We start from the raw sequence: 25,344 nt of genomic DNA, 5'->3' as shown, positions 1-25,344 counted from the left end.
CATCCACTTGCTTAAAAGAAAATGCTGGCGTTCAGTTTGGCATAAAATGGAGTGCCGGGCGTGAAGTGCAACTCATCAACCGGCGCAGGTTCGGTACGCAGGCGCGTTTCGGTGGCAAACTGAGCCTGGTTCCATTTCACGTTGAGCAGGTTTTCGGCGGTGGCGCCAATTTGAAAGCGCGGGGTGGTGTAGCTGAGCACGGCATCAAAGAGGAAATAGCCGCGGGCCGTGATGCTGCCGTCGTCGTTGGCCGGGCGCGAGTCGATGTGGCGGTAGCGGAGGCTGCCACTCAGGCCCTTGGGCGCCTTGTAGGTGAGGCCGCCGATGCTGGTGAAGGTGGGCGCCAGCGGGATGTAGTTGGCCTCGGCGGGTGCGTCGAGCTGGCGGCCGTGGTTGTAGTTGAAATCGCCGTCGAGGAACAGGCGGCGGCCGAGCTGGTAGCGCAGGGATACGTCCACGCCATAGCGCTGGGTGGGGCCGGTGCTCTCGGTCACGCCTTCGTCGCCCACGTACACCAGCTCGTCCTGCAGGTGCAGGCTCCAGAGGGCGGCATTCACCACCAGGCTGGGCAGGGGCTTGAAGGTGCTGCCGATTTCGGAGCCCACGGCGCGGGGCAGCACGTTGGCATTGGCGTCGCGAATCACCCCGCGCGCATCATTCGAGTGGAAGCCGAAGCCGGAACGGGCAAACAGCTGCACGGCGGGCGTGAGCTGGTAGTAAAGGTTGAGCTTGGGCGAGACGCGGGCGTGGCTGACGCGGCCCCGCAGCGGTTCCAATGCGCCGCCGTTGTCCTCGCTGGCCAACTGCCCGCGAAAGTCAAAGGTGAAGAAATCGGCCCGCACGGCCGCGTTCACCGTGAGGCGGTCGGTCAGGTTCAGGGTTTCGTCGAGGTAGGCGTTGATGTTGCGCTCGTAGAGCTTGCCCTGGGTGGTGGTGCCCAGAATGCGGCGCTGCGCGGCCGTGTAGAGGCCCAGGTTGGAGAAGTCGTTGCGGGTGCCCACGCCAAGGGTGCTGTGCAGCTGGCGGGCGCCAATTTGGTCGTCGCGGTCGTAAGTGGCGGTGTAGCCGACGAGGTGGCGGTCGTCGGTCTGTTCAATTTCGTCGCCATTCAGCGGGTCGCGCAGGAAGAAGGTGAAGTTGGAAAACAAGCTGAAGTCGTATTTCGAGTAGTAGGCCTGCTGGCGCAGCACGGCATCGTGCGGCAGCGCGGTGGTAAGCACCACGGAGGCATTGGTACGGCCGGTGTTGCCACCCTCGCTGGGGTCGATGCTGCCGTAGCGCGAGATGCTGCCGTCTTCCACGGCGCGCTCCGGAATCTGCCCGCTGGCGTCCCAGCGCGAGGCAAAGTGCGAGCCCAGCAGCGTGAGCGAGGTGCGCTCCGTGAGCTGCCCGGTGTACTTGGCCAGGCCGTTGAAGCGCTTGAGGTGCTGCTTGGCGTCGAAGTAGGAATTGGTAAAGTAGTACTCGGCGGCCACGTAGGCACTTTCGGGGCGCTTGCTGAGCAGGTGGCGGCCCGCGCCCAGCAGGTCGAGCATTACCAGGGCCCGGCGGGTGTCAAACTGGCCCAATTCCAGCTTCACCAGGCTGCGGTCGAGGCGGGTTTTGGTGCTGAATTCGCCCGCGCCGGCCGTGGCAAAATCGCCGAAGCGGGCCGTGTAGGGGCCTTTATACACCTTCAGCTGCTCCACCGTTTCGGGAATCACGAAGTGAAAATCGGCGTAGCCCTGGCCGTGGGCGTGGCTCACCATGTTCACCGGCAGCCCGTCGATGCTCACCGCGAAATCGGTGCCGTGGTCGCAGTCGAAGCCGCGCAGGAAAATCTGCTCGGCCTTGCCGCCGCCCGCGTGCTGGGCAATGAACAGGCCCGGCACCAGTTGCAGCAGGTCCTGGGCCGAGTTGAGGGGCCGCAGCACCTGGTCGATGTGCGAAATGGCGGCCAGGCTCTGGTTGGGGTCGCGCGGCTGGCTCACGGTCACTTCCGCAAGGCTGAGCGTGGTGGCGGCCGTGGTCAGGCTCAGGCTGCGGGTTTCACCGGCGGCGAGGGTCACGGGTACGGTGTGGGTGCGGTAGCCTAGCGCGCCAATGCGCAACTGGTACATGCCGGGCGCGAGGCCGCCGAGGCGGAACTGGCCCAGCGCATCGGTAGCGGTGCCGCCGGGTTGGCCCTGCAGGCCCACGCTCACGCCCGCCACCGGCAGGCCGGAAAGGGAGTCGGCCACGGTGCCGCGCAGGGTGGCGGTGCTTTGGGCATAAGCCATGGGCAGTTGCCCGCCAATTCCAACCAGCAAAATCAGTACAAGGGTAGCGAGTTGTTTCATGCTGATGCAGAAAAAGAAAGGCGGCTTCGCCGAAGCGAAGCCGCCCGCTTAGGTTAGAAATTGGCTTTGCTCATGCAGTTGGCCCGGCATTGGGCGCGGTGTTGGGCGCGCTGCTGGCCCAGGTGGCCGCGCAGCTGTTGGTGCGCCGCCTCACTCGGCAGCAGTTGGCGGCCGGTTAGGCCGAGCGGGTTGGCAGCCAGGCGGCCAGCGGCCGGCAGCTGCACATGGGATGCAACGCCCGTAGCGCCCGCTACGGGTTGAAGGGAATTAGCCCGGAAAATCATTGGGAAAGGAGTTGAACGCGCCCAAGCGCTAAGGCCCGGCAGGCTGCGTCGGATGAATGGGATAAGTGGAAGCTGCGCGCTTGCCTCGTGGCACGCGCACACTGGCCCTGTTTGGATTCGAACCGAATGCCAAAAACCAGAAGCCCAACTTATCCCCGACGGGGCGGCAACTCAATCTCGCCCCGGTGCCCAACGGGCACGGCCACCTCACGGGCAGCCACCTGAGGCTCAGCGAAAATAAAAACCGGCTTGGCAAACGCCACCCGTACTTCGGCCAGGCAGTGCGTATCCAAACCCTTGAAGGAATTGAGCAGCTGCTGCAAGGGCGGCCGCTCGCCGGTTTTCTTCACGGTGTACTGCACGCCGTTGCAGTCATCGAAGCAGGCCAGCCGCAGGGTGTGCTTGAGCTGGCAATCCTGGCTGTGCACGTAGGCAAAGGGCCGGGTGATGGGCCGCGCCGGGCGCTCCACAAGGCCTGCCCCCACTACCAGCAGGTAATTTAGCAGCAGCAGCAACGTGAGGAACTGACGAGGCATAAGCGAGGAGGAGTAGGCGAAGCTAGCGCGGGCAGTGGGCCGGTATTGTTTCGCCTCTACCAGTTACGAGAACCAGCCGACGAATAGACTGATTTAGCGAAAATTATCAGGCGAAAAAGACGCGCTCCACGGTCCAGTAGGCGGCCACGAGGCCAATGACCACCGAAACCGGCACTACCACGCGCTGTTTGTACCAGCTTTTGTCGGCCGCCCAGCGGCCCACCAACGCCCAGCACAGCAGGATTACGGCCACTTGCCCCAGCTCCACGCCCACATTGAAGGAAATGAGCGAGCCGAAATAATCCTTCTGCGGCAGCCCCAGCCCCGTCAGCGCCGAGGCGAAGCCCATACCATGCACCAGCCCGAAGCCAAACACGATGAGCAGCCGCCAGGGATTTAGCCGGTCGGTGATAATGTTTTCGATGGCCACAAACAGGATGGACAACGCAATGATGGGCTCAATGACGGCCGAGGGCGGCGAAATCAGCCCGTACATAGCCAAGCCCAGTGTGATGGAATGCGCAATGGTGAAAGCCGTGGCCTGCATCAGCACCGGCTTGAGGCGCGGCTCCAGAATGTAGAGGCTGATGATGAACAGAATATGGTCGAACCCCAGCGGAATGATGTGCGTGAAGCCCAGCTGCAGATAAGTCCAGAAAATCTCGGTGCGCGAGAGCTTGCTCAGGTCTGTGTTGAGCACGTGCGCAGCGGCAGGCTGGGCCAGCAACAGCAGCAACGGCAGCGCCACCAAGGCGCGGCGCGGGAGCTTTTGCAGCGGTACAGCCAGTTTCATTTCAGGGCTATCAAACAAAAGGTGAACGTCATGCCGAGCGCAGCATCTCGCCCGCTGTGTTGCAATCTGTATTTATTACTTCGACAGGCGAGATGCTGCGCTCGGCATAACGGCCATTTTTCAAAAAGCCCTACCGCGCCGCCAGCAGCATCTTGCCTTCCGCCTCCACCTCGGGGTTGAGGTAGGGCGCGGTCTTCAATGAGTTTTCAATCAGGGCCTGGCCCTCGGCGGTTTTGCCCAGCTTGCTGAGGATGAGGCCGGCGCGGCACAGCAGCACGGGGTTCTTCGAGCCCGTGCGGCGGGCCACCTGCATGTACTTCTGGGCCTCGGCAAACTGGCCGCGCTTGTAGAGCACCCAAGCCATTGTTTCGTTCACGTCGATGTTGTCGGGCCGACGCTCATACTCGATTTTGGCGTGTTCAAGGGCCTTGTCAAGCTCGTTGGTTTTCACGTAGGCGTAGGCCAGCTCCCGGTCGGCGTAGTGGCCCATCTGCTCATTGTCGTCGGCTTCTTTAGCCGCGCTGGCCAGCATTTCAATGGACTCTTTGGCCTTTTTATCGGCTTCGGCGGGCTGGCCGTTCAGGCGGTACAGGTCGGCTAGCTCATCCGAGAAAGCGTAGTCCTTCACCGTCACGCGCGCTTGTTGATAAAGCTTGATGGCTTGCGCGTAGTCCTTATGTGCCGCTGCCATGCGGCCCAGGCCGGCCAGGGCGTAGGCGTAGGCCGGGCGGGCCAGTAGGGCCATTTGGTACTGTGCGCGGGCGCGGGCTGTGTCGCCACTGATTTCATAGAGGTGGCCCAGGGCTACGCGGGTCCACTCGGTCTGCTCCAGGCCAACGTAGCCGGCCTTAGCCGCCATGTCCATGGCCTCGATAGCGCCGGGCACGTCGCCGTAAATCTCGCGCAGGTAGCTCGTGCGGGCATATGAGGCCAGCTCTGGGCGCAAGGCATTCATCTTGTCGGCCATTTTTATGGCCTCGTCGTAGTGGCCCATTTCCACGTTGGCATCGGTCAGCAGCCCATACACGAAACCGCTGTTAGGGTTCAGCTTCACGGCTTGCTCGGCCAGGCCCAGCCCTTGGGCAAAGTGGTGCTGCGTGAGGCAGAGCGACGACTTGCAGCACAGCGCCTCGAAGTTTTCGGGTTCGGCTTGCAGCACTTCATCCAGCAGGCCCATGGCGGCCTCGTCGTAGTACGGGTGGTCGCCGGTCACGCGGGCCTCTTGCATGTAAGCCTGGGCCAGCAGCAGGCGGCTTTTTTGGTCGTTGGGGTCGGCGCGCAGCTTGGCGAGCAGGCCCTCAATGGCCGCCTTGGTGTTCAGCCACTCGCCACCGGCGGCCAGGTCGCCGTGGCGCTCTTTCAGCTGCGGTGTGCGAGGCGCCGGTTTTTTAAATATAAAAATGGCGGCGGCCAACAGGCCAAAAACCACCAGCAAGGTCGGGTATAGGTACTTTCTCAAAGCAGAAGGGTACTTAAGGATTCAAATGGACCGCGTAAATGAAAGATACCGAAAAAGAGCCGCCGCCAGTCCCATACGGGCCCAACGACGGCTCAGTTTTTCAGGCATTAAAACCGCTTACTGGCGCTCAATGCGAACCGATTGCACTATCGTCTTGCCATTGTACAGCGTGGCGATGTATTGGCCAGGGGCTACGTCGCGGCCCGGCTGCCAGGTCAGTTCGTTCACGCCTTGGCCGAAAGTCCGGTCTTTGGCTACTGTAGCCACCCGGCGGCCCGCCGCGTCGCTGATGACGATGCTCATCGTGCCTTTGACGGGCAGCTCAAAGTGCAGCGTGGTGCTTCCAACGAAAGGATTGGGGTAGGCCTGGGCCACGGTCAGGCTGGGCGACAGGCCGAGGCTGGTCGTGCGCTGGGCCAGGGCCACGCGCTGGGCGTTGGTGCCGCTCCAGGGCGTTTGCACATACGGGAAGGCAGTACGGAAGGTCGTATCGTTGCGCTCCACATTGGTGCTAAAGCTCACCACGTTGGTCAGCTGCGTGGTGAGGGGCGAGGGCGAGGTACCTACCGTGTAGTCGTCGTACCACAGGCCAATGGCGGCCAGCACCGCGCCGCTCACAGCTTGCAGCTCGATGCGGGTCACGTCGTCTTCGAGGCGGCGGCCGTTCGGGAAGCCGTCCATGTTCGGGATGGCAATGTAGTTGGCGCCGCTGGCGGTGTAGCGGGCATCGGTGAGGCCCAGCACGGCTGCGGCAAGCAAGCCTTCCGAACTAAAGTCGGCCGAAGTGCGCGAGGTGGGCGGCACGGCCAGGTTGATGCGCAGCATGTCGCCGAAAGTCGGCAGGAAGTTGTTGATGAAGGGCTTGCCAGCCGTCAGCGGGTTGCCGCCGGTTTTGCCGGTAGCCAGCTGGTAGGGCGGCAGGTTGGGCACGCCGGTGTGGAAGATGGGCAGTAAGTCAACCGAGCGCGGCGCGCCGGAGGTGCCGTTGTTCAGCAGGTATTCGCCAAAGCCGCCGCTGGCAATGGGGGCCAGGGCCGTGCCGTTGGTGGCGGCGTTGCCGAACAAGGGCGCCAGGCCGGGGGCGCCGTTGCGGAAGTCGAAGCCAGCAGCCAGAGGCGCGGGCAGCAGGCCGGCCAGCGACTTGGTTTGGATGCGCAACAAGCCCAGGCCGCGCGTTGGGCCCACGGGGCCCTGGATGGCTTCGCCGTAGTACGTTTGGCCGGCCGGCTTGGGAGCTGCGCCGTTCACGGGCACGTTGTCGGCCATGTAGAGCCCCAGTTCGGGGTTCCGCAGGTTGGCTTCAAACATAGCTTGGCGCGAGCCAGCGGCCGCAGCGGCCACCCCATACGGCGTGTCGTTGTTCCAGGCGTCCTTCATGCCCACGGGCTGAATGACTTCGTTGGTGAGGGGCATGCCCAGGCGCGATACCTGCACGTAGGTGCCGGTTTGGGTGCGCGTGCCGTCGGCGTTGATGGTGCGCAGCGACAGGCGGCTGGCCGAAGCCCACACACCCACGGTGTAGGGCGACACGGGCGAGGCGGGCGAAGTGGTGCCTGCCAGGGGGTTGGTGGTAGCCGTCAGGGCCGGCGTGCCGGTGCGCACCAGGGCAGCTACCGGAATCTTCATTACGATGCTGTGCACGTTCTTGCGGGCCAGGCCATCGCGGGCGCTGCTAGGAGCGCGCACCGCGCCCAGGTCGAAAATAGCGCCCAGGTCGGTGAAGAAGGCATCGTCGGCGGGGCCGCAAAACACCTGCATGTTGCCACCAGTAGTGGCTACCGTCTGGATGGTGCTTTCCAGATAAGCTTGGTAGTTGGGCCGGTTAAGGCCAGCCGCGCTGTTGATAGACCGCGGGCCAATGTTAGGCGCCGGCACCACCCCGGCCGTAATCAGGGTCGTAAAAGCGCCACCGGCCAGGCTTTGCTCCAGCTGGTAGGTGGTTTTCAGGTTTTCCTGCCCCAGCCGCACCCGGAAAAAGGTCGTTGGGTCCTGGTTGGTGCGGGTGAACGTGAAGCGGTAGGTAATGTCGTCGCCCGTGGTGGCGGGGTTGTTCTTGACGTGTATCTCGTAGCGGATGTTTTCGCCGAACGAGTTGAAGTTGGGGCCGCCCTGCGGCAGCTCAAACGGGATGTAGTTGGCCACGATGGTGGCCGTGGCGTTGGCGTCGTTGGCGGGCGCGTCCGGGCTGCGGAACACGTAGAGGTCGGTGTTGTCGGCCAGCGGGTCGTCGGCGATGAGCGGGGCTTCGCGGTGGCTGGAGGCTTCCAGCGTGTTGTGCTGGCCACTCCAGGCCAGCATCCCTCCTACCGCAGCGGCGAATACCGCAGCCGGCACCAGAGGACGAGTAAGCAATTTTTTCATGTGAAAGAAAGGGGTTAAAGTGGAAAAAAATAGGCAAAGCGGTGCCTGACACTAGCCTGTGTAAAGGCCAGATAATGAGGCAACCCAAATGTGTTCGAGCATTTGTTATTCCCTTACGAGCCAACTATTCGTTTCGGTTTGAATGCTGCTTAAAATCGTTCAATAAAATTCGGGCTTTTGCTGGCTTTGCGGGCTGAGCCTGCATCAATTCTCAGCCAGCCTGGTTTAGGGGCTACTTTTGTGGTGCGCTTCGCGCTGTTATTTTATTATTTCCTCTGGGCCGGCTGCTACGCCGGCGCCTCCCCTCTTATGGCTACAGTCGCTATCAATCTTGCCACCGGCAGCCTCCAGCAAGAAGAAATCATCGTGGGCATCGACCTGGGCACCACCAACAGCCTGGTGGCCTACGTGCACCCCGAAACCCGCCAGCCGCTGGCCATCAACGACCTGGGCCGCGGCACCATCGTGCCCTCAGTGGTGCACTTCCCGGCCGATGGGTCGGGCCCCATCGTCGGCACCGAAGCCCGCGAGTTCCTGCTCACCGACCCGCAGCGCACCATCTACTCGGTGAAGCGCCTGCTGGGCAAAAGCTACCGCGACCTGGGCCAGCACGCCCAGCAACTGGGCTACAAAGTCATCGACGACAATTCCGAAGGCCTGGTAAAAATCCGGGTAGAAGACCGGTTTTATTCGCCCATCGAGCTGTCGGCCGACATTCTGAAGGAACTACGCGCCCGCGCCGAGCACGCCCTCAAAACGCCCGTGAACCGCGCCGTCATCACCGTGCCGGCTTACTTCAACGACTCGCAGCGCCAAGCCACCCGCGACGCCGGCCGCCTGGCCGGCCTCGAAGTGCTGCGCATCGTGAACGAGCCCACGGCGGCCGCCCTGGCCTACGGCATCGGCCTCGACCCCGATGAGGAAAAAACTGTGGCCGTGTACGACCTCGGCGGCGGCACATTCGACATCAGCATCCTGCGCATTCAGCAAGGCATTTTTGAAGTGCTGAGCACCAACGGCGACACCTATCTGGGAGGCGACGACCTGGACCGCGCCGTGGTGGACCACTGGACGGCCACCTTCGGCCTGCCGGAGGCTTACCACACCAACCCGCACCTGCAGCAGCAGCTGCGCCTGGCCGCCGAGATGGCCAAGAAATACCTGAGCCAGCACGACGACTTCACCACCCACCTGACCGACGAAGCTGGCCAGAACACCACCGTCACGCTCACCCGCGCGCAGTTCAACGACCTCATCCGCCCGCTGGTAGACCGTACCATTGCCGCCTGCCGCCAGGCTGTTCAGGATGCCAAAATCACCGCTCCGCTCGATGCCGTGCTGCTGGTGGGCGGCTCTACCCGCGTGCCGCTGGTGTACGAAGCGGTATCGGAGTTCTTCGGCCAGCCGGCCAACAACTCGCTCAACCCCGATGAAGTGGTGGCGCTGGGCGCGGCCATTCAGGCCGATATCCTGGCTGGCAACCGGCGCGACGTGCTGCTACTCGACGTCACGCCGCTCACGCTTGGCATCGAAACGCTGGGCGGGCTGCTGGACCCCATTATTCCGCGCAACTCTAAGATTCCGACCAAGGCCGGCCGCCAGTACACCACCAGTGTCGACGGGCAGGTGAACCTGAAAATTGCCGTGTACCAGGGCGAGCGCGACCTCGTGAGCCAAAACCGCAAGCTGGGCGAATTTGTGCTCACCGGCATTCCGGCCATGCCGGCGGGCCTGCCCAAGGTTGATGTGAACTTCCTGCTGAACGCCGACGGCATCTTGAAGGTGGAAGCCATTGAGCTGCGCTCGAACACGCGCCAGCAGGTCGAAATCAAGCCCCAGTATGGCCTCACCGACGACCAGGTGGAGCAAATGCTGATGGACTCGCTGCTGAACGCCAAAGACGACGTGGCCGCCCGTCTCCTCATCGAAGCCCGCACGGCCGCCGAGCAGCTGCTGTACCAGGTCGAAAACTTCACCCGCAAAAACCGCCAGCATCTCACCGAAACCGAGCTGGCCGACACCGAAGCGCAAGTAGCCAAGCTGCGCACGGCCCTAGCCGGCCCCGACCGCGACCCCATTCTGAAAGCCATGGACGAACTGGACGAGCTGACGCGCCCCTACGCCGAGCGGGTGATGAACATTTCTATTCAACAAGCCATGGCCGGCAAGAAAATCGGCTAACCACGTCATTGCGCCGGGCCGCGGCGCGCTTTTCATTTTCGCATGACTCCTTCGCTTTTCCGAAGCCGGCTGCTGTGGCTGTTTTACGTAGCGCTGGCCAGCGTGCCCTTGTCGGTGTCCTGGTTTTCGGAACGGTGGCGTTTTGGGTTGCTGCTGGCTTCGGAGCCGCTCATGGCCCTCACGGTGGGCGCGCTGGGGCTGGGGCTGGTGGCGGGTTGGCTGCCCTGGCCCCGCACCGCCCGCCGCCTCGACAAACTCATTGGCCTGCACGTGGGGGCACTTTTCGTGTCCACGGTTTTTTCGAGCGATGTGGTGGTCTCGGCCAAGTACTTCGCTACCATCGTGCTTTACATCAGCTTTGGCTACGGGGTGCAGCGCGTGCTGCGGCTGGAGCGCACCGAGTGGTTCCGGGCCTTGTGGGCGCTGGCGCTGGGCACCGGCCTGCTGGCGGCCTTCGCCTTGATGCGGCATGCGCAAATCGGCATTTCGTACACGTTTTCCTATTTCGTGGCTCGTCCGTTTTTGGAGCACGGCCACACCAACCTCACCGTCATATTAGAGCCGCTGGTGCTGGTGCTCAACATGGCGCTGCTCTACCATCCGCGGGCGCAGCGGCAACGCGGGCGCTTCCTCATCACCATGCTGCTCACGGCCGTGCTGATGGTGGTGGCGTTCTCGTATTCGCGGGCGTCCTACGTCTCGATGCTGGCCCAGGCCCTGCTATTGCTGGCATTTTCGGGGCGCGAGGCCGGGGTGCGTTTGCTGCTGCCCTGGGCCGTGGCCAGCTGCCTGGTGCTCGGCGGCTGGCAGGTCGTCAACATTGTGCACCCGCATCCGCCCACGGCTGCCAAAACCAACCTGCTGCAGGAGTTGGGCTCGGTGAGCGACTTTTCCTCGGCCAACGAGTCAAACGCCGAGCGCATGAGCCGCTGGTTGTTCAGCTTCGACCTCTTCCAGCAGGAGCCGGTGGTAGGCGTGGGCCCCGGCACCTTCCCCGACCGCTACCTCGAGTTTGTGCGCAAAGCCCCGGCCCACCCCAACTACTACACCACCCTGCGGCGCATGAACGCCCACGACCTCTACCTCGACTGGCTGGCCGAGTCTGGTGCGCTAGGGCTGCTTTCGGGCTTGCTGCTGCTGGGCTACCTGCTGGTGCGGCAGCTGAAGTGGGTATTCCACGGACCACAAACGCCCGCGCAGGTTGGCATCACCGCCTACCTGCTGTATTTTCTGCTGCATTCCTTCGCGCAGGACTTTTGGCAGGAGCCCCGCGTGGTGGTGCTGTTTTGGCTGGCTGTGGGTTTGCAGCGCTACTACGCCCGGGCCGCCATGCACAGCGCCCCTACTACGCCCCCGGTCGCCCTTGCCGCTCCAGCCTCTGAACCTACTGCCTAATTGGCCCACCGAGGCTATTTCCTCGCGCCTTGCACGGCTGGTTTTTGGCTTGGCGAACGAGGCTGGCCGCGCACACCAAAACTCAGCACCGCCCGCGCCGCCGTATCGCGGAAAGTTACTTCCAACAGCTCCGAAGGGCTTTTCATAGCCGAATCGGCCGCAAAAGAAAAATTGTAGAACAAACGGGAGCCGCCTCGGTCGCCCAAGCGCACGCCTAGCTTGTATAGCTCAATTTGGGTTCCGTGCCGCTGGCCACTTTTCCAAATGGGGTGGGCTGCCGCAACAAATTGCTTCAGACTGAAGCCCTGGCGCACTTCGGGTGCCAGGCGGGCGTAGGCAGCCGGGTAGTTGGCGCGCAACACGGCGCGCAAAAACAACCCGGCCGCCTGCGCCTGCCCCGGCCGCGGCGCCGTTTGAGCGAGAGGCGCCGGGCGGCCCAAGCCCAGCGCCGCTCCCCCGGCCACCGTCATCAGCACCAAACCCCGGCGGAATATTTTCAGCATGCCCCAAAATAAGCGAAGGCAGCCGGTCCGGCTGTTGTGCCAGGCCTGCTGCCTTCGTTCCGGTGCCGCAGGCACCGATTTCAGCCTATCATTTATTCAATCACCACCCGGCGCGTCACGCTCAGGCCGCTGCCGGTGAGGCGCAGCGTGTACACGCCCGTCGCCAGCCCCTGCGTGGGAAGTTCGGCCTGGTTCACGCGGCCCGTTCCTAGTTGCATGGCTTGGGTGAGCACGCGCTGCCCGAGGGTGTTGTAGAGGTCAGCCGAGGCCGTGCCACTGGTGCCGGCCCCGCTCAGTTGCACGCGCAGCACGTTGCCGTTCGTCACGGGATTGGGCACCACGGCCACGGTGTAGCCAGCCGTTTGCTCGCGGGCGGCCAGGCCCCGGGTTACCGTCACGGCCAGCGCGGCGAGGTTGTTGTTCTCGTTGCTTTCTGTTTCGGCGTTCAGCGGGTCAGCCACGAAGAGGACGTAGTAAGCGCCGGGCGTGGTGGCGGCGGGCACAGTCGCTGCCAGCAATTGGCGGTTAGCGCTGCTGCCAGCGGCCAGCGTAGAGCCGGCGCTGCTGCCCAGCAGCACGTCGCTGGCATCCAGCGTCTGGTTGGTCGAGAGATAATACCCCACGGCCGAAGTAGCGGCCGGCCCCGCCCCCTGGTTCTGCACCGTGGCGCTCAGCGTCAGATTGCCCCCGGCAGGCACTGAGGAGGGCGAAGCCCCAATCTGGGTCAGCAGCAGGTCCGACAGCACCACGGGCGCAGCCACACACGTCACCGTCGCGTCGAAGCCCATGCCTGTCACGCTGCCATCGCTGGTAAATACCAGCGTCAGGGCCCCCGACGTGTTGGTGGGGCTGGCCTGAATGGGCAGCGTGGGCAAGGAGTTCAGCGTGGCCAGCAAGGGCGACTGCGCGTTCGGGCCGTCGTAGATGCGTAGGGCATCGCAGCAGGTTTCCACAGCAAACGAGTTGAAGGACAGCTGCACACGACTGGCGGCCGTGCCAGGGTTGATGACGAGGGTACCGTTGGCATTGTCCGAGTAGGGCCCAAAGCCGCCGTGGTCATATACCGTCGTGCTGCAGGTGGTGATGGTGTTCGTGCCCGTGTAGGGCACCACCGTACCCGTAAACGGCCCCGTTACCGTGAATTGGTAGTAGGCCACGTTGTTGTTCTCGTTGCTCTCGCTCACCACGTTGGTGGGGTCGGCTACGGCCAGCATGTAGTAGTTGCCCGCCGTGGTGCCGGTCGGAATCGTGACCGTGCCGCTGGACGTGTTGTATTGGTTGCTGCCCAACACACCGCCGGTAGTGGTGGTGAGCAGCACGTCGCTGGCATCCAATATCGCGTTGGTCGAAAGGTAGTAGCCCACGTTGCTGCTCGGCGAATTGGTGTTGCCGGCGTTGTAAACCGACGAGTTAACCGTCATCGTCCCCCCCGGCGACATGGAGTTGCTGCCCAGATAAAGCTGCGTCATCTGCAGGTCGATGAACGGCACGGTTAACTGAATCGTGGTAAACGCCAGGTTGTTGTTCTCGTTGGTTTCACTCACCGCATTGGCGGGGTCGGCCACGAACAATATGTAGTAGAAGCCCGGGGCGGTGCTCGCCGGAATGATGGCATTGGCCGTTCGATAAGAACTCAAATTGGCCCCCAGGGCAGCGCCCGGCACAGTCGTCAGCAGCACATCGCTGGCATCCAGCACGGCGTTGGTCGAGAGGTAGTACCCCATGGTGCTGCTCGGCGATGTCAGCGTGCCCGCGTTGTAGATGTAGGAAGTCATTCCAATTGACCCGCCCACGCCCACCAGGTAAGGCGAGGAGTAAGCCTGGCTCACCTGCAGGTCAATGCCCGGAGCCGTCACCGTCAGGGTGGTGTAGGCCACGTTGTTGTTCTCGTTGGTTTCCGCCACCAGGTTCGTAGGGTCGGCTACAAACAGCAGGTAGTAAGTACCCGAAGCCGTACCAGCGGGCACCGTGATGTTGGAATAAATACTGGCATAGTTGCCGCCTGCCAGCGAGGCCGTGTTCTGGTTGCCCACCAGCACGTCGCTGGCATCGAACGTGGTATTGGTCGACAAGTAGAAGCTCAGGTTGGCCGGACTGGCTGGCGCGTTGCCTTGGTTGTATAGGTAGGCCGAGGCATTGGCCGAACCACCCGCTGCCACGGTGTTTGGCGACACATACACCGACGACACCGACAAATCAATTGTGGGCGCAAGCACCGTGAAAGGCAGGCTGCGCACGTTGTTGGTCTCGTTGGTTTCGCTCACCAGGTTGGTGGGGTCGGCCGCAAACAGGATGTAGTAGGTGCCGGGCGCAGTGCCCGCCGGAATGGTGAGGTAGCCCGAGCGGTACGACGCCAGGTTGGCGCTCAGGGCGCTGCCCGTGGCCGTGTACAGTAGCACGTCGCTGGCGTCCAGCGTGGTATTCGTCGATAGATAGAAGCCCATGTTGCTGCTCGTAGCCATCACGTTGCCTTGGTTGTAAATCGAGGCCGAAGCCTGAACCGTGCTGCCGGCCGCGCCTGAATATGGATACAGCGATTCCTGCTGCACCACCAGGTCCACGCCCGGAGGCGCTACCGTGATGGCCACCGAAGCCACGTTGTTGGTTTCATTGGTTTCGCTTACCTGGTTCTGGTAGTCGGCCACAAACAGAATGTAGTAGGTGCCGGGCGTGAGGCCCGTGGGAATGGCCGCCGTGCCGTAGCGCGCCGACGAATACGTCGTCGTGAGCGCGCCGCCGTACTGCGAGGTCAGCAGCACGTCGCTGGCGTCCAGTGTAGCGTTGGTAGAGAGGTAAAAGCCCACGCTGCTGCTGGGCGATACCGCGTTGCCCGTGTTCTGAATGTAGCAGTTCATGTTGATGGGCGTGCCCACAGCCGTAGTCAGCGGCGACACCGCGGCCTGCTGAATGGTCAGGTCGATGCTCGGGGCCACCACCGTCACGTTCACCGCCGCCACGTTGTTGTTCTCGTTGCTTTCCGTCACCTGGCTTTGGTAGTCGCCCACAAACAGGATGTAGTAGTTGCCGGGCGCAGTGCCCGCCGGAATGGTGGCCGTGGCCGAGCGGTAGGAGCTCAGGCCCGGGTTCAGCGCGTAGCCCGTCGAGAAGTTTAGCAGCACGTCGCTGGCATCCAGCGTGGCATCCGTCGAGAAATAGTAGCCCACGTTGCTGCTGGCCGCCGTGCCCGCCCCGATGTTGTAAATAGAGCAGCTCAGCGAAACCGGGTTGCCGGCCACCGTGCTCAGCGGACTTACCGAAGCGCCCTGCACGGCCAGGTCGGCCAGCGGCACGCTCGTCACGCAGGCAATGGAAGCCGCGAAGCCGCTCAGCGTGTAGTAGCCGTCGCTTTGCAGCACCACCGTGAGCGTACCCGCTGCGTTGGTGGCATACAGCGAAGCCGGCGGCTGGTTGTAGTTGGAATACTCGCCAATCAGCGGGGCCGAGGTCGAACTGCCGTCGTACACTCGCACCACGTCGTAGTAAGGGTCGACGTTGAACGTCGAGAACTGCAGCCGAATCTTGTTGCCAGCCGTGGAGGGCACCAGCGTGGTACCACCAAAAGCATTCGAGGAGTAGTTATTCGCCACACCGCCGTCGTCATACAGCGTTCCCGAGCAGGTTGTCACCGACGTGAGGCCTGTGCTGGGCAAATTATACGTTTGGGCCCGTGTTGCCTGGCTCCAGCAAAGCACCGCCACCAGCACCACCATCCACGCATTACCCTTAAAAAACAAACGGTAGTTTTGTTCCATATGAAGAAATTGATGAAAAAAGCATGAATAGTAAAACGAAAAAACCAAGCCATCGCGGCCCCTGCAAGCAGTGGTTGCCTCGACAGCTTGGTTTCGCTATTTAGTTATCGTTTTGGGGCACCAACACGAACACGTCCTCACCGGGACGTTTCATGAGGTATTTCTCCCGGGCAAACTTTTCCAGCAAGGCCGGCGAGCTCATCAGCTCAGCCCGGTCCTTCTTCACCACCTCAATGTTGTCGAGGTAGTATTGCTTCTCGTTGCGCAGTTCCTGCCACTTGCGGTAGATGTCGAACTGCTTGCCCAAATCGTTGGCATCGAACACCAGCATCCAAACCAGGAAGCCCATGCCGGTGAGAAAATAAAAGCTGCGCAACACCCGAAACACCGGGCTAATGAAATGAGGTAGATTCATTGGGATAAAGGTAATACAAAAGGCCAATTCCACTAGCGCAGAATTGGCCTTTTATTCAACTAAGCCTCAGCAGAGTTACATCTTCTTACCAGGGAAATAAGCTACCTCGCCCAGCTCCTCCTCGATGCGAAGCAACTGGTTGTACTTCGCCATCCGGTCGGAGCGCGAAGCCGAGCCGGTCTTAATCTGACCGGTGTTCAAAGCCACGGCCAGGTCGGCAATGGTGTTGTCCTCCGTCTCGCCCGAGCGGTGGCTCATGATGCTCTTGTAGCCGTTGCGGCGCCCCAGGTTGATGGCGTCAATCGTCTCGGTGAGCGTGCCAATCTGGTTCACTTTGATAAGGATGGCATTGGCAATGCCCTCATCAATGCCGCGCTGCAGGCGGTTCACGTTGGTCACGAACAGGTCGTCGCCCACCAGCTGAGTTTGCTTGCCTACACGCTCCGTCAGGGCCTTCCAGCCAGTCCAGTCGTCCTCGTCCATGCCGTCTTCCAGGCTGATGATGGGGTACTTCTTCATCCAGTCAGCCCAGTAGTCCACCATTTGCGAAGAAGTCAGCTTGTCGCCGGTGCTCTTTTTGAAGTGGTACACACCATCCTCATAAAACTCCGATACGGCCGCGTCCATGGCAATGAACACGTCCTCGCCGGGGCGGTAGCCGGCCGTTTCAATGGCCTGCAGCACAATCTTGATGGCGTCCTCGTTCGACTTGATGTTCGGCGCAAAGCCACCTTCATCGCCCACGTTGGTGCTGAAGCCTTGCTTCTTCAGCACGTTCTTCAGGTGGTGGAAGATTTCCGTGCCCCAGCGCAGCGCCTCCGAAAACGAAGAAGCGCCCGTGGGCATAATCATGAACTCCTGGAAGTCGATGGAGTTGTCGGCGTGCGAGCCGCCGTTCAGAATGTTCATCATCGGCACGGGCAGCGTGCTGGCCCCTACCCCACCTACGTAGCGATACAGCGGCATCCCAGCATCCTGTGCAGCGGCGCGAGCAGCGGCTAGGCTCACGCCCAGAATGGCGTTAGCGCCCAGGTTGGCCTTATTAGGCGTGCCGTCCATCTCCAGCATAATCTTGTCGAGCAGCGCCTGCTCGTACACCGAGAAGCCCACCAATTCTTCCGCAATGCGGGAATTCACGTTCTCCACGGCTTTCAGCACACCTTTGCCCATGTACATCGACTTGTCGTCGTCGCGCAGCTCTACAGCCTCGTGTTTGCCCGTGCTGGCGCCCGAGGGCACGGCTGCCCGGCCCACCACGCCCGAGTCGAGCGTTACGTCAACTTCCACCGTCGGATTACCGCGGGAATCAAAAATCTGGCGAGCGTGAATTTGCGAGATGAAGCTCATAACTTAAGATAGGGATTGGTTCGCCGCAAACTTACGCCTGTCGCCCGCAAATGCCGCCTTTGCGGTGTCATCAACGGTTGGCCAGCATTACCGAGTCCAATACCGCCGCATTGAACTTACGAGCTCCTGTTGCGGCGAAAAGCACCTTGTGTTGCTTATCCAAAATGAGGTGGGTTGGAAACCCAACTATTTCGGGGTGACCGGGATAAATTTCCTCGATAAACTTCTGCTGTCTGCGGAGTCCGATATACTCGTCCCCATACCGGTTTAAGTCTAAAATATAAGTCGGAGCAAAAACCTTATTGCGGTACAGAAAGGACTTTATGCGTTCCAAATCACCCCAATTCTCGGTACTAACCAATTAGGTGGTATGTAGCTGCAGGGTAGCTGGCATCTCGGCTACGCACGGCTTGCAAAAGCTAGCGTAGATGTACAGATGCGTAAACCGATTGGGACTTTTATCAATGTATTCCTTTACAAAGCCCGACGTCATCTTATAAATCCTGATTTTATCAGCCGATGCCACGGGTGCCAAATTCTGTACCTGCCCTTCGCCTGCAGCCAGTTGCCCAGCTAAACCAATTGGAGGCGTGAGTGCCTGCTGCTCCTTCACTGGTAGCTTACTAAACCTCGGATTCACTTGACACGACCATAGCATTACACTACCCATCAATGCGATGACTATAGCTATGAATTTCATCTCGATTGCTTGCAGTTAAGGTTTAGATAAGCTTGAGTAAATAAACGCAGAAAGGGACGCCCCAACGGAGCGTCCCTTCCAAATCAGCAGCAACTGCTACGAATTAAGCACCGGCTTCGTCAGCCTTAGCTTCTTCGCGGCTTTCGCCGTCTTTTACCGTTTCGGTAGCCGTGTCAGCCGGAGCCGACTGCTCAACTACTGCGTTCGGAGCCACAGCCTCACCCGATACTTCGGTAGCCGAAGTACCAGCTTCGTTGGTAGCATCCGTAGCCTTCTTGCCACCGCGACGCGAACGACGGGTCGTCGTGGTCTTCTCGGCAGCAGCCTGCTTCGACTCGAGCAGGGTCTCGTTGAAGTCCACCAACTCGATGATGCACATATCGGCGTTGTCGCCCAGACGGCTGTCGCTCAGCTTCAGGATGCGGGTGTAGCCACCGGGACGGTTAGCAATTTTGCCCGAAATCGTACCGAACAGTTCCTTAATCGACTCCTTGTTTTGTAGGGCCGAGAACACCATGCGGCGCGAGTGCGTCGTGTCTTCCTTCGACTTGGTCAGCATCGGCTCCACGTACTTGCGCAGGGCTTTGGCTTTAGCCACAGTCGTCGTCAGACGCTTGTGCAGGATGAGCGACGAAGCCATGTTCGACAACATGGCGTGGCGGTGGGCGGTAGTCCGGCCCAGTTGGTTAACTTTTCTTCCGTGACGCATTGGTCGTTTGAAAAAATGTGTGCTTGCGGGCGGCGACCACGGCGGGCCTCATGGCCTCATTAGAACCGCTGCCCCTGGGGCACACTGTGAATAAAATGTGAGAAATGTATGTAAAAAGAATGTGGAGATGTGAAGTTGAAAACCGAGCCCGAAGCTCATCTTTTCACATTTTCACATCTCCACACTAGTATTCTATTCTTCGTCGAGCCGGTACTTGCTCAGGTCCATGCCGAACTCCAGGCCACGCTCTTCCACGAGGTTTTCGAGTTCGGTGAGGCTCTTCTTACCGAAGTTGCGGAACTTCATCATGTCGGCGATTTCGAGCTGCACTAGCTCACCCATCGTCTTGATGTCGGCCGCCTTCAGGCAGTTTTTAGCGCGTACGCTGAGCTCCATATCCTCCAGGGGAGTCTTGAGCATCTTGCGCATCTGCATGGTTTCCTCATCAATCGGCTCGTCTTCGGTCACGCGCGGGCCCTCTAGGGTCATCGTGTTGTCCGAGAACAGCATGAAGTGCTGAATGAGGATGTTGGCCGCACCTTTCAGCGCGTCCTCCGGGTGAATCGAACCGTCGGTTTGAATCTCGATAACGAGCTTCTCATAGTCGGTCTTCTGCTCCACGCGGGTGTTCTCGATGCTGTACTTCACGTTCTTGATGGGCGTGTAGATAGCATCGATGGCAATCTGACCGAAAACCTGGTCAGCCGGCTTGTTCTCGTCGGCGGGCACGTAGCCGCGGCCCCGGGCAATCGTCAGCTCCATCTCCAGCTCCACGCTGGGGTCGAGGTGAGCAATTACGTGGTCGGGGTTCAGCACCTCGAACCCGCTGGCGAACTTGGCAATATCAGCGCCCGAGAAGGTATCCTGGCCTTTCACGCGCACCGTAATTTTATCCGAGATGGCGTCGCTCACCTTCTTGAAGCGGACCATCTTCAGGTTCAGGATGATTTCGGACATGTCCTCAATCACGCCTTCGATGGTCGAAAACTCGTGCAGCACGCTGTTGGTGCGCACCGAAGTGATGGCGAAACCCTCCAGCGACGACAACAGAATGCGACGCAGCGCATTGCCGATGGTGACGCCGTAGCCCTTCTCGAGCGGCTTAAATTCAAACGTCCCGGTGAAGTCGTCGGATTTCTCCATCACCACTTTCTCCGGCATCTGAAAAGCTAAGATTGACATATGTGGGGCGTAAAAAATGTAAAAAAAGTTGGTGAAGTATAAGCACAAGTGCGGCCCGGCAAATTGCCGGGCCGCTACCAGTAGCGCTATTTACTTCGAATACAGTTCGACGATGAGCTGCTCCGTGATTTTCTCCGGAATCAGGTCACGCGAAGGAGCGTTGGTGAATTTGCCAGCCAGCTCCTTGCCGTCCCACTCCAGCCACGAGAACTGGCGCGAGTTGCGAACCGACAGGCTCGTGGTGATGGCTTCCAGCGACTTCGACTTCTCACGCACGGCCACAATGTCGCCGGGACGCAGGTGGTACGAAGGGATGTTCACCACTTCACCGTTCACGGTGATGTGCTTGTGGCCCACCAGCTGACGAGCCGCGCGACGCGTCGAGGCGATGCCCAAACGGTACACGGTGTTGTCCAGACGGGCTTCCAGCAGTGCGAGCAGGTTGTCGCCGGTGATGCCGGGCATGGTAGCAGCCTTGTGGAACAGGTTTTCGAATTGCTTCTCCAACATGCCGTACATGTACTTCACCTTCTGCTTCTCCATCAGCTGCACGGCGTATTCCGACTGCTTCTTGCGGCGGCCGCGGCCGTGCTGGCCCGGAGGATATGCTTTCTTGTTGAGCGCCTTGCTCGGGCCGAAAATCGGCTCGTTGAAGCGACGGGCAATTTTTGAGGTAGGGCCGGTATAACGTGCCATTTGATTATCCTAACTGAAGTGAAAAACTAAACGCGACGACGCTTGGGGGGGCGGCAGCCGTTGTGGGGCAGCGGCGTTACGTCGCGGATGGTGGTCACCTCAATGCCCACGTTGCCGAGGGCGCGGATGGCCGACTCACGGCCCGCACCCGGGCCTTTCACGAATACTTCGGCTTTGCGCATGCCCAGGTCGTGGGCCACTTTGCCGCAGTCGCTCATCGCCATTTGAGCGGCGTAGGGCGTATTTTTCTTCGAACCACGGAAGCCCATTTTGCCGGCCGAAGCCCACGAAATAACTTGACCGTTGTTGTTGGTGATGGAGATGATGATGTTGTTGAACGAGGCACGGATGTGTACCTGGCCCACCTGCTCCACCACGACAACGCGCTTCTTGGCTTTGTCTTTTCTTTTTTGTGCCATTTGGTTATCGCAAAAAATGCGGGAGGTGTTGGCGCTGGCTGCGCGAGTATGCTACTCGCCAGAGCCAGCGCCGATTCCCGGTTAAGTTTATTTCGTTGCCTTCTTCTTGCCGGCCACCGTTTTGCGCTTGCCCTTGCGGGTACGCGAGTTGTTCTTGGTGCGCTGACCACGAACCGGCAGGCCTTTGCGGTGACGCAGACCACGGTAGCAACCGATGTCCATCAAACGCTTGATGTTCGTCGTTACTTCCGAGCGCAGCACGCCTTCGGTCTTGTGCTCGGCGGCAATGATGGCGCGGATGGCACCCGACTCCTCGTCGGTCCAGTCCTTCACCTTCTTGTTGACGTCGACGCCAGCTTTTACCAGAATCTTGCTGGCGTTGCTCCGGCCGATGCCGAAGATGTAGGTCAGCGAAATTTCGCCGCGCTTGTTGTCCGGGATATCAACCCCTGCGATACGAGCCATTGTGTGTGGTTATGTGTTTGCGGACAGAAACCCGGCAACTGCTTGGAAGGCGGGCGGGAAGTGCTTAACTCCCTGCTCAGTACCCAAGGTTCCGGGATTCTAAAAATTGAATTAACCCTGACGCTGCTTGAAGCGGGGGTTCTTCTTGTTGATGACGTAGAGCTTGCCATTACGGCGGACCAGTTTGCAGTCCACGCTACGCTTTTTCACCGAGGTTTTTACTTTCATGACCTGTGAAGGGAAACGGGTTTATTTATAACGATACTTAATCCGGCCCTTCGACAAGTCGTAGGGCGACATTTCCAGTTTCACCTTGTCGCCGGGCAGAATCTTGATGTAGTGCATCCGCATCTTGCCCGAGATGTGGGCAATCAGCTGGTGGCCATTTTCCAGCTCCACGCGGAACATGGCGTTGGAAAGGGCTTCGAGGATGGTACCGTCCTGCTCAATCGAGGCTTGTTTTGCCATAAGGGCTACTGCTGCAATGCTTTTTCGATGTATTCAAAAGAGGTCAGAATTTCTGCCTTCTCTTTTCTAACTACTACGGTGTGCTCGAAGTGCGCCGAGGGCTTGCGGTCCTTGGTACGTATGGTCCAGCCATCCGCCTCCTGCACCACGTCCTTCTTACCCAGGTTCACCATCGGCTCAATGGCCAATGTCAAACCCGTTTGCAAGAGCGGCCCGGAACCCCGCTTGCCGTAGTTCGGCACCTCGGGCTTTTCGTGTAGCTCCGCGCCAACTCCGTGGCCAACCAACTCGCGCACCACCCCATAGCCCAACCGGCTTACATGGTTCTGGATGGCGTAGCTGATGTCGCCCACGCGGTTGCCGCTCACGGCTTGTTCAATGCCTTTGTACAGCGCCGCTTTTGTTTCCTTGAGCAGCGTCAGCACTTCCGGCGCCACCTCCCCGATTGGATAGGTGTAAGCACTATCTGAATGGTAGCCATTCAGCAACACCCCGCAGTCCACCGAGATGATGTCGCCGCTCTTCAGCGGCTCGTCGGTGGCAAACCCGTGCACCACTACCGCATTCGGCGACAGGCACAGGCTGTAGGGGAAACCGTATAATCCTTTGAAGGAAGGGATGCCGCCGTGGTCTCGGATGAATTCCTCCGCGCGCTTGTCCAGCTGCCGCGTCGTCACTCCTTCCTTCACCAGGCTCGCGACTTCGCCGTGAGCCCGGGCAAGCAGCTGGCCGCTTGCCCGCATGAGGTCAATCTCCTCTTCGGTTTTGTATTGAATCGGACCCTTTGCCATTGCTTGATTACGAGGCGATGGAAATGGGCTGAGCCGTGCGACCGCGCAGCTTACCCGATTTCATCATGCCGTCGTAGTGCTGCATCAACAAGTAGCTCTGCACCTGGTTCACCGTGTCGAGCACCACACCCACCATGATGATGAGCGACGTGCCGCCATAGAAAGCCGAGAACGGACGGGTAACGCCCAGCAACAGTGCCAGCGCGGGGAAGATGGCGATGAGTGCCAGCGCCACGGCACCCGGCAGGGTGATGCGCGTCAGGATTTCATCGATGTATTCCGAGGTATCGCGGCCAGGCTTCACGCCCGGTACGAAACCACCGCTCCGCTTCAGGTCATCGGCAATTTGGTTAGGGTTAACGCTGATGGCCGTGTAGAAGTAGGTGAAGATGATAATCAGCAGACCGAAGGTCAGGTTGTACTGCCACGAGGTGTAGTCCGAGAACTTCACGCCGATGTAGCTGGCGGTATCGCTCTGGTTCTGCCATACCGACGCCACGATGGCGGGCACGAACATCAACGACTGGGCGAAGATGATAGGCATTACACCGGCTGCATTCACCTTGAGGGGAATGAACTGACGCTGGGCGTCCAGCTGCGTAGTGCCACCAACTTGCTTAGCGTACTGCACCGCGATGCGGCGAACCGCTTGCGTGAGCACGATAACCGCCATTACCACGAGGAACAACACCACCATTTCCAGCAGGAAGATGAGGGATTTGTTCACGCCTTTGGCAGCGGCCTCACCGATGATGGCACCGGGGAGACGCGACACGATACCAATCATGATAATCATGGAGATACCGTTGCCGATGCCTTTGTCCGTGATTTTCTCACCCAGCCACATGCAGAACAGTGTGCCGGCCGTGATGATAATCATGGTCGAGACGGTGAAGAACGTGCCGGGATTGATAATGGCTTCGGCGTTAATCGTGGCGATGAAGCCAACCGATTGGGCCAGCACAATCGGAATCGTGAGAATCCGGGTGTACTGGTTGATTTTCTTACGTCCCGACTCGCCTTCCTTCTGGAGTTTCTGGAAGTAGGGCACGGCGATGGTGAGCAGTTGCAACACAATCGACGCCGAGATGTACGGCATGATGCCCAGCGCGAAGATGGACGCGTGGCTGAACGCGCCGCCAAGCAGCGTATCCAGAATGCCAAACAAGCCTTGGGCGCCGGTCTTGAGTTGCGTGGGATCCACGCCCGGCAACACCACGTAAACGCCTAGGCGATAGATGGCAATGAAGAAAAGCGTATTGAGGATTCGCGTACGCAAATCCTCAATCGCAAAAATGTTTTTTATCGACTCGATAAACTTATTCATTGCCGAAGGTAGCTATTAGAGCGTTACCGCTTTGCCGCCGGCTTTCTCGATGGCTTCAACAGCCGACTTCGAGAATGCGTGAGCATGAACTTCAACAGCTTTGGCGATTTCGCCACGGCCGAGAACTTTGATTTTGGCGTTTTTCGACACCAGACCATTGGCCACGAAGTAAGCGGCATCCATGGTCGTAGCCGAAGCGTCTTTGTCGAGCAGCGAGGTCAAGGCATCGAGGTTGATGGCTTTGTACTCGACGCGGTTCAGGCTCTTGAAGCCGAACTTGGGAACGCGGCGCTGGAGGGGCATCTGGCCACCTTCGAAGCCGGACTTACGCTTGTAGCCCGAGCGCGACTTGGCGCCTTTGTGACCACGGGTCGACGTACCGCCGCGGGTCGAGCCTTCGCCCCGGCCGATGATTTTCTTGCTCTTGGTAGAGCCAGCGGCGGGCTGGAGATTGCTGAGATTAAGCATGACGGATACGGAGTCTTACAGTTCGGTTACTTCGAGCAGGTGTTTCACGCTGTTCACCATGCCCATGATGGACGGGTTCACGTCGTGCTGCGCGGTGCTGTTGAGTTTGTTCAGGCCCAGGGACTGAACGATGCGCTTCTGACGCTCGGGGCGGTCGATGGCGCTGCGCACGAGCTTTACTTGAATTTGTGCCATGTTCAATTAACCGTTAAAAACGCGGGCCAAAGAGATACCACGGGCTTGAGCGATTTGCAGCGGGTCGCGCATTTTGGCGAGGGCAGCAAACGTTGCTTTTACCACGTTGTGGGGGTTCGACGAGCCTTTCGACTTCGCCAGCACGTCCTTGATGCCGGCGCTCTCGAACACGGCGCGCATGGCACCGCCGGCGATTACGCCCGTACCAGCGGCAGCCGGCTGCACTAGCACGAAACCACCTCCGTAGCGGCCTTCCATGAGGTGGGGAACGGTGTGCTTGTACATCGGTACCTTCACAATGTTCTTCTTGGCGTCGTCAATGCCTTTGGCAATGGCGTCGGTTACTTCGTTGGCTTTGCCGAGGCCGTAGCCCACGTTGCCGTTGCCGTCGCCTACTACCACAATGGCCGAGAAGCTGAAGCGGCGGCCGCCTTTTACCACCTTCGCTACGCGGTTGATGGCTACTACTTTTTCTTTGAAGTCGGAGTCAGCGCCCATGCGGCTGTTGTCCTTGTTCCGGTCCCGGTCGTTGCTACGCTCCCGGTTGCCGCCGCGGTTGTCGCGGTTGTTGTCGCGTTCT

The 25,344-nt window shown here is 60.2% G+C and carries 24 protein-coding genes; 2 read left to right on the top strand and 22 right to left on the bottom strand.

Going from position 1 to position 25,344, the window contains the following annotated elements:
• Positions 1–11 precede the first annotated feature (11 nt).
• The 6 genes from I2I01_RS08695 to I2I01_RS08670 form a co-directional block, all read right to left on the bottom strand.
• Positions 12–2,318 carry a TonB-dependent receptor gene (locus I2I01_RS08695; protein ID WP_196286050.1) on the bottom strand — a complete coding sequence of 769 codons (2,307 nt, stop codon included), beginning with the start codon at positions 2,316–2,318 and terminating at the stop codon, positions 12–14.
• A gap of 53 nt (positions 2,319–2,371) precedes the next feature.
• Positions 2,372–2,602, bottom strand: coding sequence for a hypothetical protein (locus I2I01_RS08690; protein WP_196286049.1), 231 nt, complete (start codon positions 2,600–2,602; stop codon positions 2,372–2,374).
• 149 nt (positions 2,603–2,751) lie between these two features.
• Positions 2,752–3,138 carry a hypothetical protein gene (locus I2I01_RS08685; protein ID WP_196286048.1) on the bottom strand — a complete coding sequence of 129 codons (387 nt, stop codon included), beginning with the start codon at positions 3,136–3,138 and terminating at the stop codon, positions 2,752–2,754.
• A 106-nt stretch (positions 3,139–3,244) separates the two neighbouring features.
• Positions 3,245–3,931, bottom strand: a complete 687-nt coding sequence (locus I2I01_RS08680; RefSeq protein WP_196286047.1) for a HupE/UreJ family protein — start codon at positions 3,929–3,931, stop codon at positions 3,245–3,247.
• A 130-nt stretch (positions 3,932–4,061) separates the two neighbouring features.
• Positions 4,062–5,390, bottom strand: a complete 1,329-nt coding sequence (locus I2I01_RS08675) for a tetratricopeptide repeat protein (protein WP_196286046.1) — start codon at positions 5,388–5,390, stop codon at positions 4,062–4,064.
• Positions 5,391–5,507: 117 nt separating this feature from the next.
• Positions 5,508–7,751 (bottom strand): DUF4331 family protein, encoded by a 2,244-nt coding sequence (locus I2I01_RS08670; protein WP_196286045.1) that lies wholly within the window; start codon positions 7,749–7,751, stop codon positions 5,508–5,510.
• A gap of 309 nt (positions 7,752–8,060) precedes the next feature.
• On the opposite strand from I2I01_RS08670, the gene hscA reads away from it, so the two are divergent.
• Together hscA and I2I01_RS08660 are read left to right on the top strand one after the other, a co-directional pair.
• Positions 8,061–9,932 (top strand): Fe-S protein assembly chaperone HscA, encoded by a 1,872-nt coding sequence (gene hscA / locus I2I01_RS08665; RefSeq protein WP_196286044.1) that lies wholly within the window; start codon positions 8,061–8,063, stop codon positions 9,930–9,932.
• Between the two features lie 42 nt (positions 9,933–9,974).
• Positions 9,975–11,327, top strand: coding sequence for an O-antigen ligase family protein (locus I2I01_RS08660; RefSeq protein WP_196286043.1), 1,353 nt, complete (start codon positions 9,975–9,977; stop codon positions 11,325–11,327).
• A 14-nt stretch (positions 11,328–11,341) separates the two neighbouring features.
• On the opposite strand, the gene I2I01_RS08655 is transcribed toward I2I01_RS08660, so the two are convergent.
• The 16 genes from I2I01_RS08655 to rpsE form a co-directional block, all read right to left on the bottom strand.
• On the bottom strand, positions 11,342–11,830 hold the full coding sequence (locus tag I2I01_RS08655; RefSeq protein WP_196286042.1) for a hypothetical protein: 489 nt from the start codon (positions 11,828–11,830) through the stop codon (positions 11,342–11,344).
• 92 nt (positions 11,831–11,922) lie between these two features.
• On the bottom strand, positions 11,923–15,582 hold the full coding sequence (locus I2I01_RS08650; protein ID WP_196286041.1) for a CARDB domain-containing protein: 3,660 nt from the start codon (positions 15,580–15,582) through the stop codon (positions 11,923–11,925).
• 100 nt (positions 15,583–15,682) lie between these two features.
• Positions 15,683–15,997, bottom strand: coding sequence for an FtsB family cell division protein (locus I2I01_RS08645; RefSeq protein ID WP_196286040.1), 315 nt, complete (start codon positions 15,995–15,997; stop codon positions 15,683–15,685).
• A 75-nt stretch (positions 15,998–16,072) separates the two neighbouring features.
• Positions 16,073–17,344, bottom strand: coding sequence for a phosphopyruvate hydratase (eno, locus tag I2I01_RS08640; RefSeq protein ID WP_196286039.1), 1,272 nt, complete (start codon positions 17,342–17,344; stop codon positions 16,073–16,075).
• Positions 17,345–18,147: 803 nt separating this feature from the next.
• Entirely contained in the window at positions 18,148–18,753 is a 606-nt protein-coding gene (gene rplQ, locus I2I01_RS08635; protein WP_196286038.1) for a 50S ribosomal protein L17, read from the bottom strand.
• A gap of 192 nt (positions 18,754–18,945) precedes the next feature.
• Positions 18,946–19,935 carry a DNA-directed RNA polymerase subunit alpha gene (locus tag I2I01_RS08630; RefSeq protein ID WP_196286037.1) on the bottom strand — a complete coding sequence of 330 codons (990 nt, stop codon included), beginning with the start codon at positions 19,933–19,935 and terminating at the stop codon, positions 18,946–18,948.
• A gap of 90 nt (positions 19,936–20,025) precedes the next feature.
• The gene (gene rpsD / locus I2I01_RS08625; RefSeq protein WP_196286036.1) at positions 20,026–20,631 is read right to left on the bottom strand and encodes a 30S ribosomal protein S4; all 606 of its coding nucleotides are present in this window, start codon (positions 20,629–20,631) and stop codon (positions 20,026–20,028) included.
• Positions 20,632–20,657: 26 nt separating this feature from the next.
• On the bottom strand, positions 20,658–21,050 hold the full coding sequence (gene rpsK / locus I2I01_RS08620; protein WP_196286035.1) for a 30S ribosomal protein S11: 393 nt from the start codon (positions 21,048–21,050) through the stop codon (positions 20,658–20,660).
• A gap of 87 nt (positions 21,051–21,137) precedes the next feature.
• Complete coding sequence (gene rpsM, locus I2I01_RS08615; RefSeq protein WP_196286034.1) at positions 21,138–21,515, bottom strand: 30S ribosomal protein S13; 378 nt, start codon at positions 21,513–21,515, stop codon at positions 21,138–21,140.
• Between the two features lie 111 nt (positions 21,516–21,626).
• A complete protein-coding gene (rpmJ, locus tag I2I01_RS08610) occupies positions 21,627–21,743 on the bottom strand; it encodes a 50S ribosomal protein L36 (RefSeq protein WP_046246595.1) in 117 nt (38 codons plus the stop codon).
• A gap of 21 nt (positions 21,744–21,764) precedes the next feature.
• On the bottom strand, positions 21,765–21,983 hold the full coding sequence (gene infA, locus I2I01_RS08605; RefSeq protein WP_035567874.1) for a translation initiation factor IF-1: 219 nt from the start codon (positions 21,981–21,983) through the stop codon (positions 21,765–21,767).
• 5 nt (positions 21,984–21,988) lie between these two features.
• Positions 21,989–22,774: a type I methionyl aminopeptidase gene (gene map / locus I2I01_RS08600; RefSeq protein WP_196286033.1), complete on the bottom strand. Its 786-nt coding sequence runs from the start codon at positions 22,772–22,774 to the stop codon at positions 21,989–21,991.
• Between the two features lie 7 nt (positions 22,775–22,781).
• Positions 22,782–24,101 (bottom strand): preprotein translocase subunit SecY, encoded by a 1,320-nt coding sequence (gene secY, locus I2I01_RS08595; RefSeq protein WP_196286032.1) that lies wholly within the window; start codon positions 24,099–24,101, stop codon positions 22,782–22,784.
• Between the two features lie 15 nt (positions 24,102–24,116).
• The gene (rplO, locus tag I2I01_RS08590; protein ID WP_196286031.1) at positions 24,117–24,569 is read right to left on the bottom strand and encodes a 50S ribosomal protein L15; all 453 of its coding nucleotides are present in this window, start codon (positions 24,567–24,569) and stop codon (positions 24,117–24,119) included.
• A 15-nt stretch (positions 24,570–24,584) separates the two neighbouring features.
• Positions 24,585–24,764 (bottom strand): 50S ribosomal protein L30, encoded by a 180-nt coding sequence (gene rpmD / locus I2I01_RS08585; RefSeq protein WP_196286030.1) that lies wholly within the window; start codon positions 24,762–24,764, stop codon positions 24,585–24,587.
• 6 nt (positions 24,765–24,770) lie between these two features.
• Entirely contained in the window at positions 24,771–25,262 is a 492-nt protein-coding gene (rpsE, locus tag I2I01_RS08580) for a 30S ribosomal protein S5 (RefSeq protein ID WP_196286704.1), read from the bottom strand.
• Positions 25,263–25,344 lie beyond the last annotated feature (82 nt).

The organism is Hymenobacter properus, assembly GCF_015694735.1.
Lineage (GTDB): Bacteria > Bacteroidota > Bacteroidia > Cytophagales > Hymenobacteraceae > Hymenobacter > Hymenobacter properus.
Note: the sequence above shows the minus strand (reverse complement) of the source record. Positions and strands in the feature narration are given on the sequence as shown.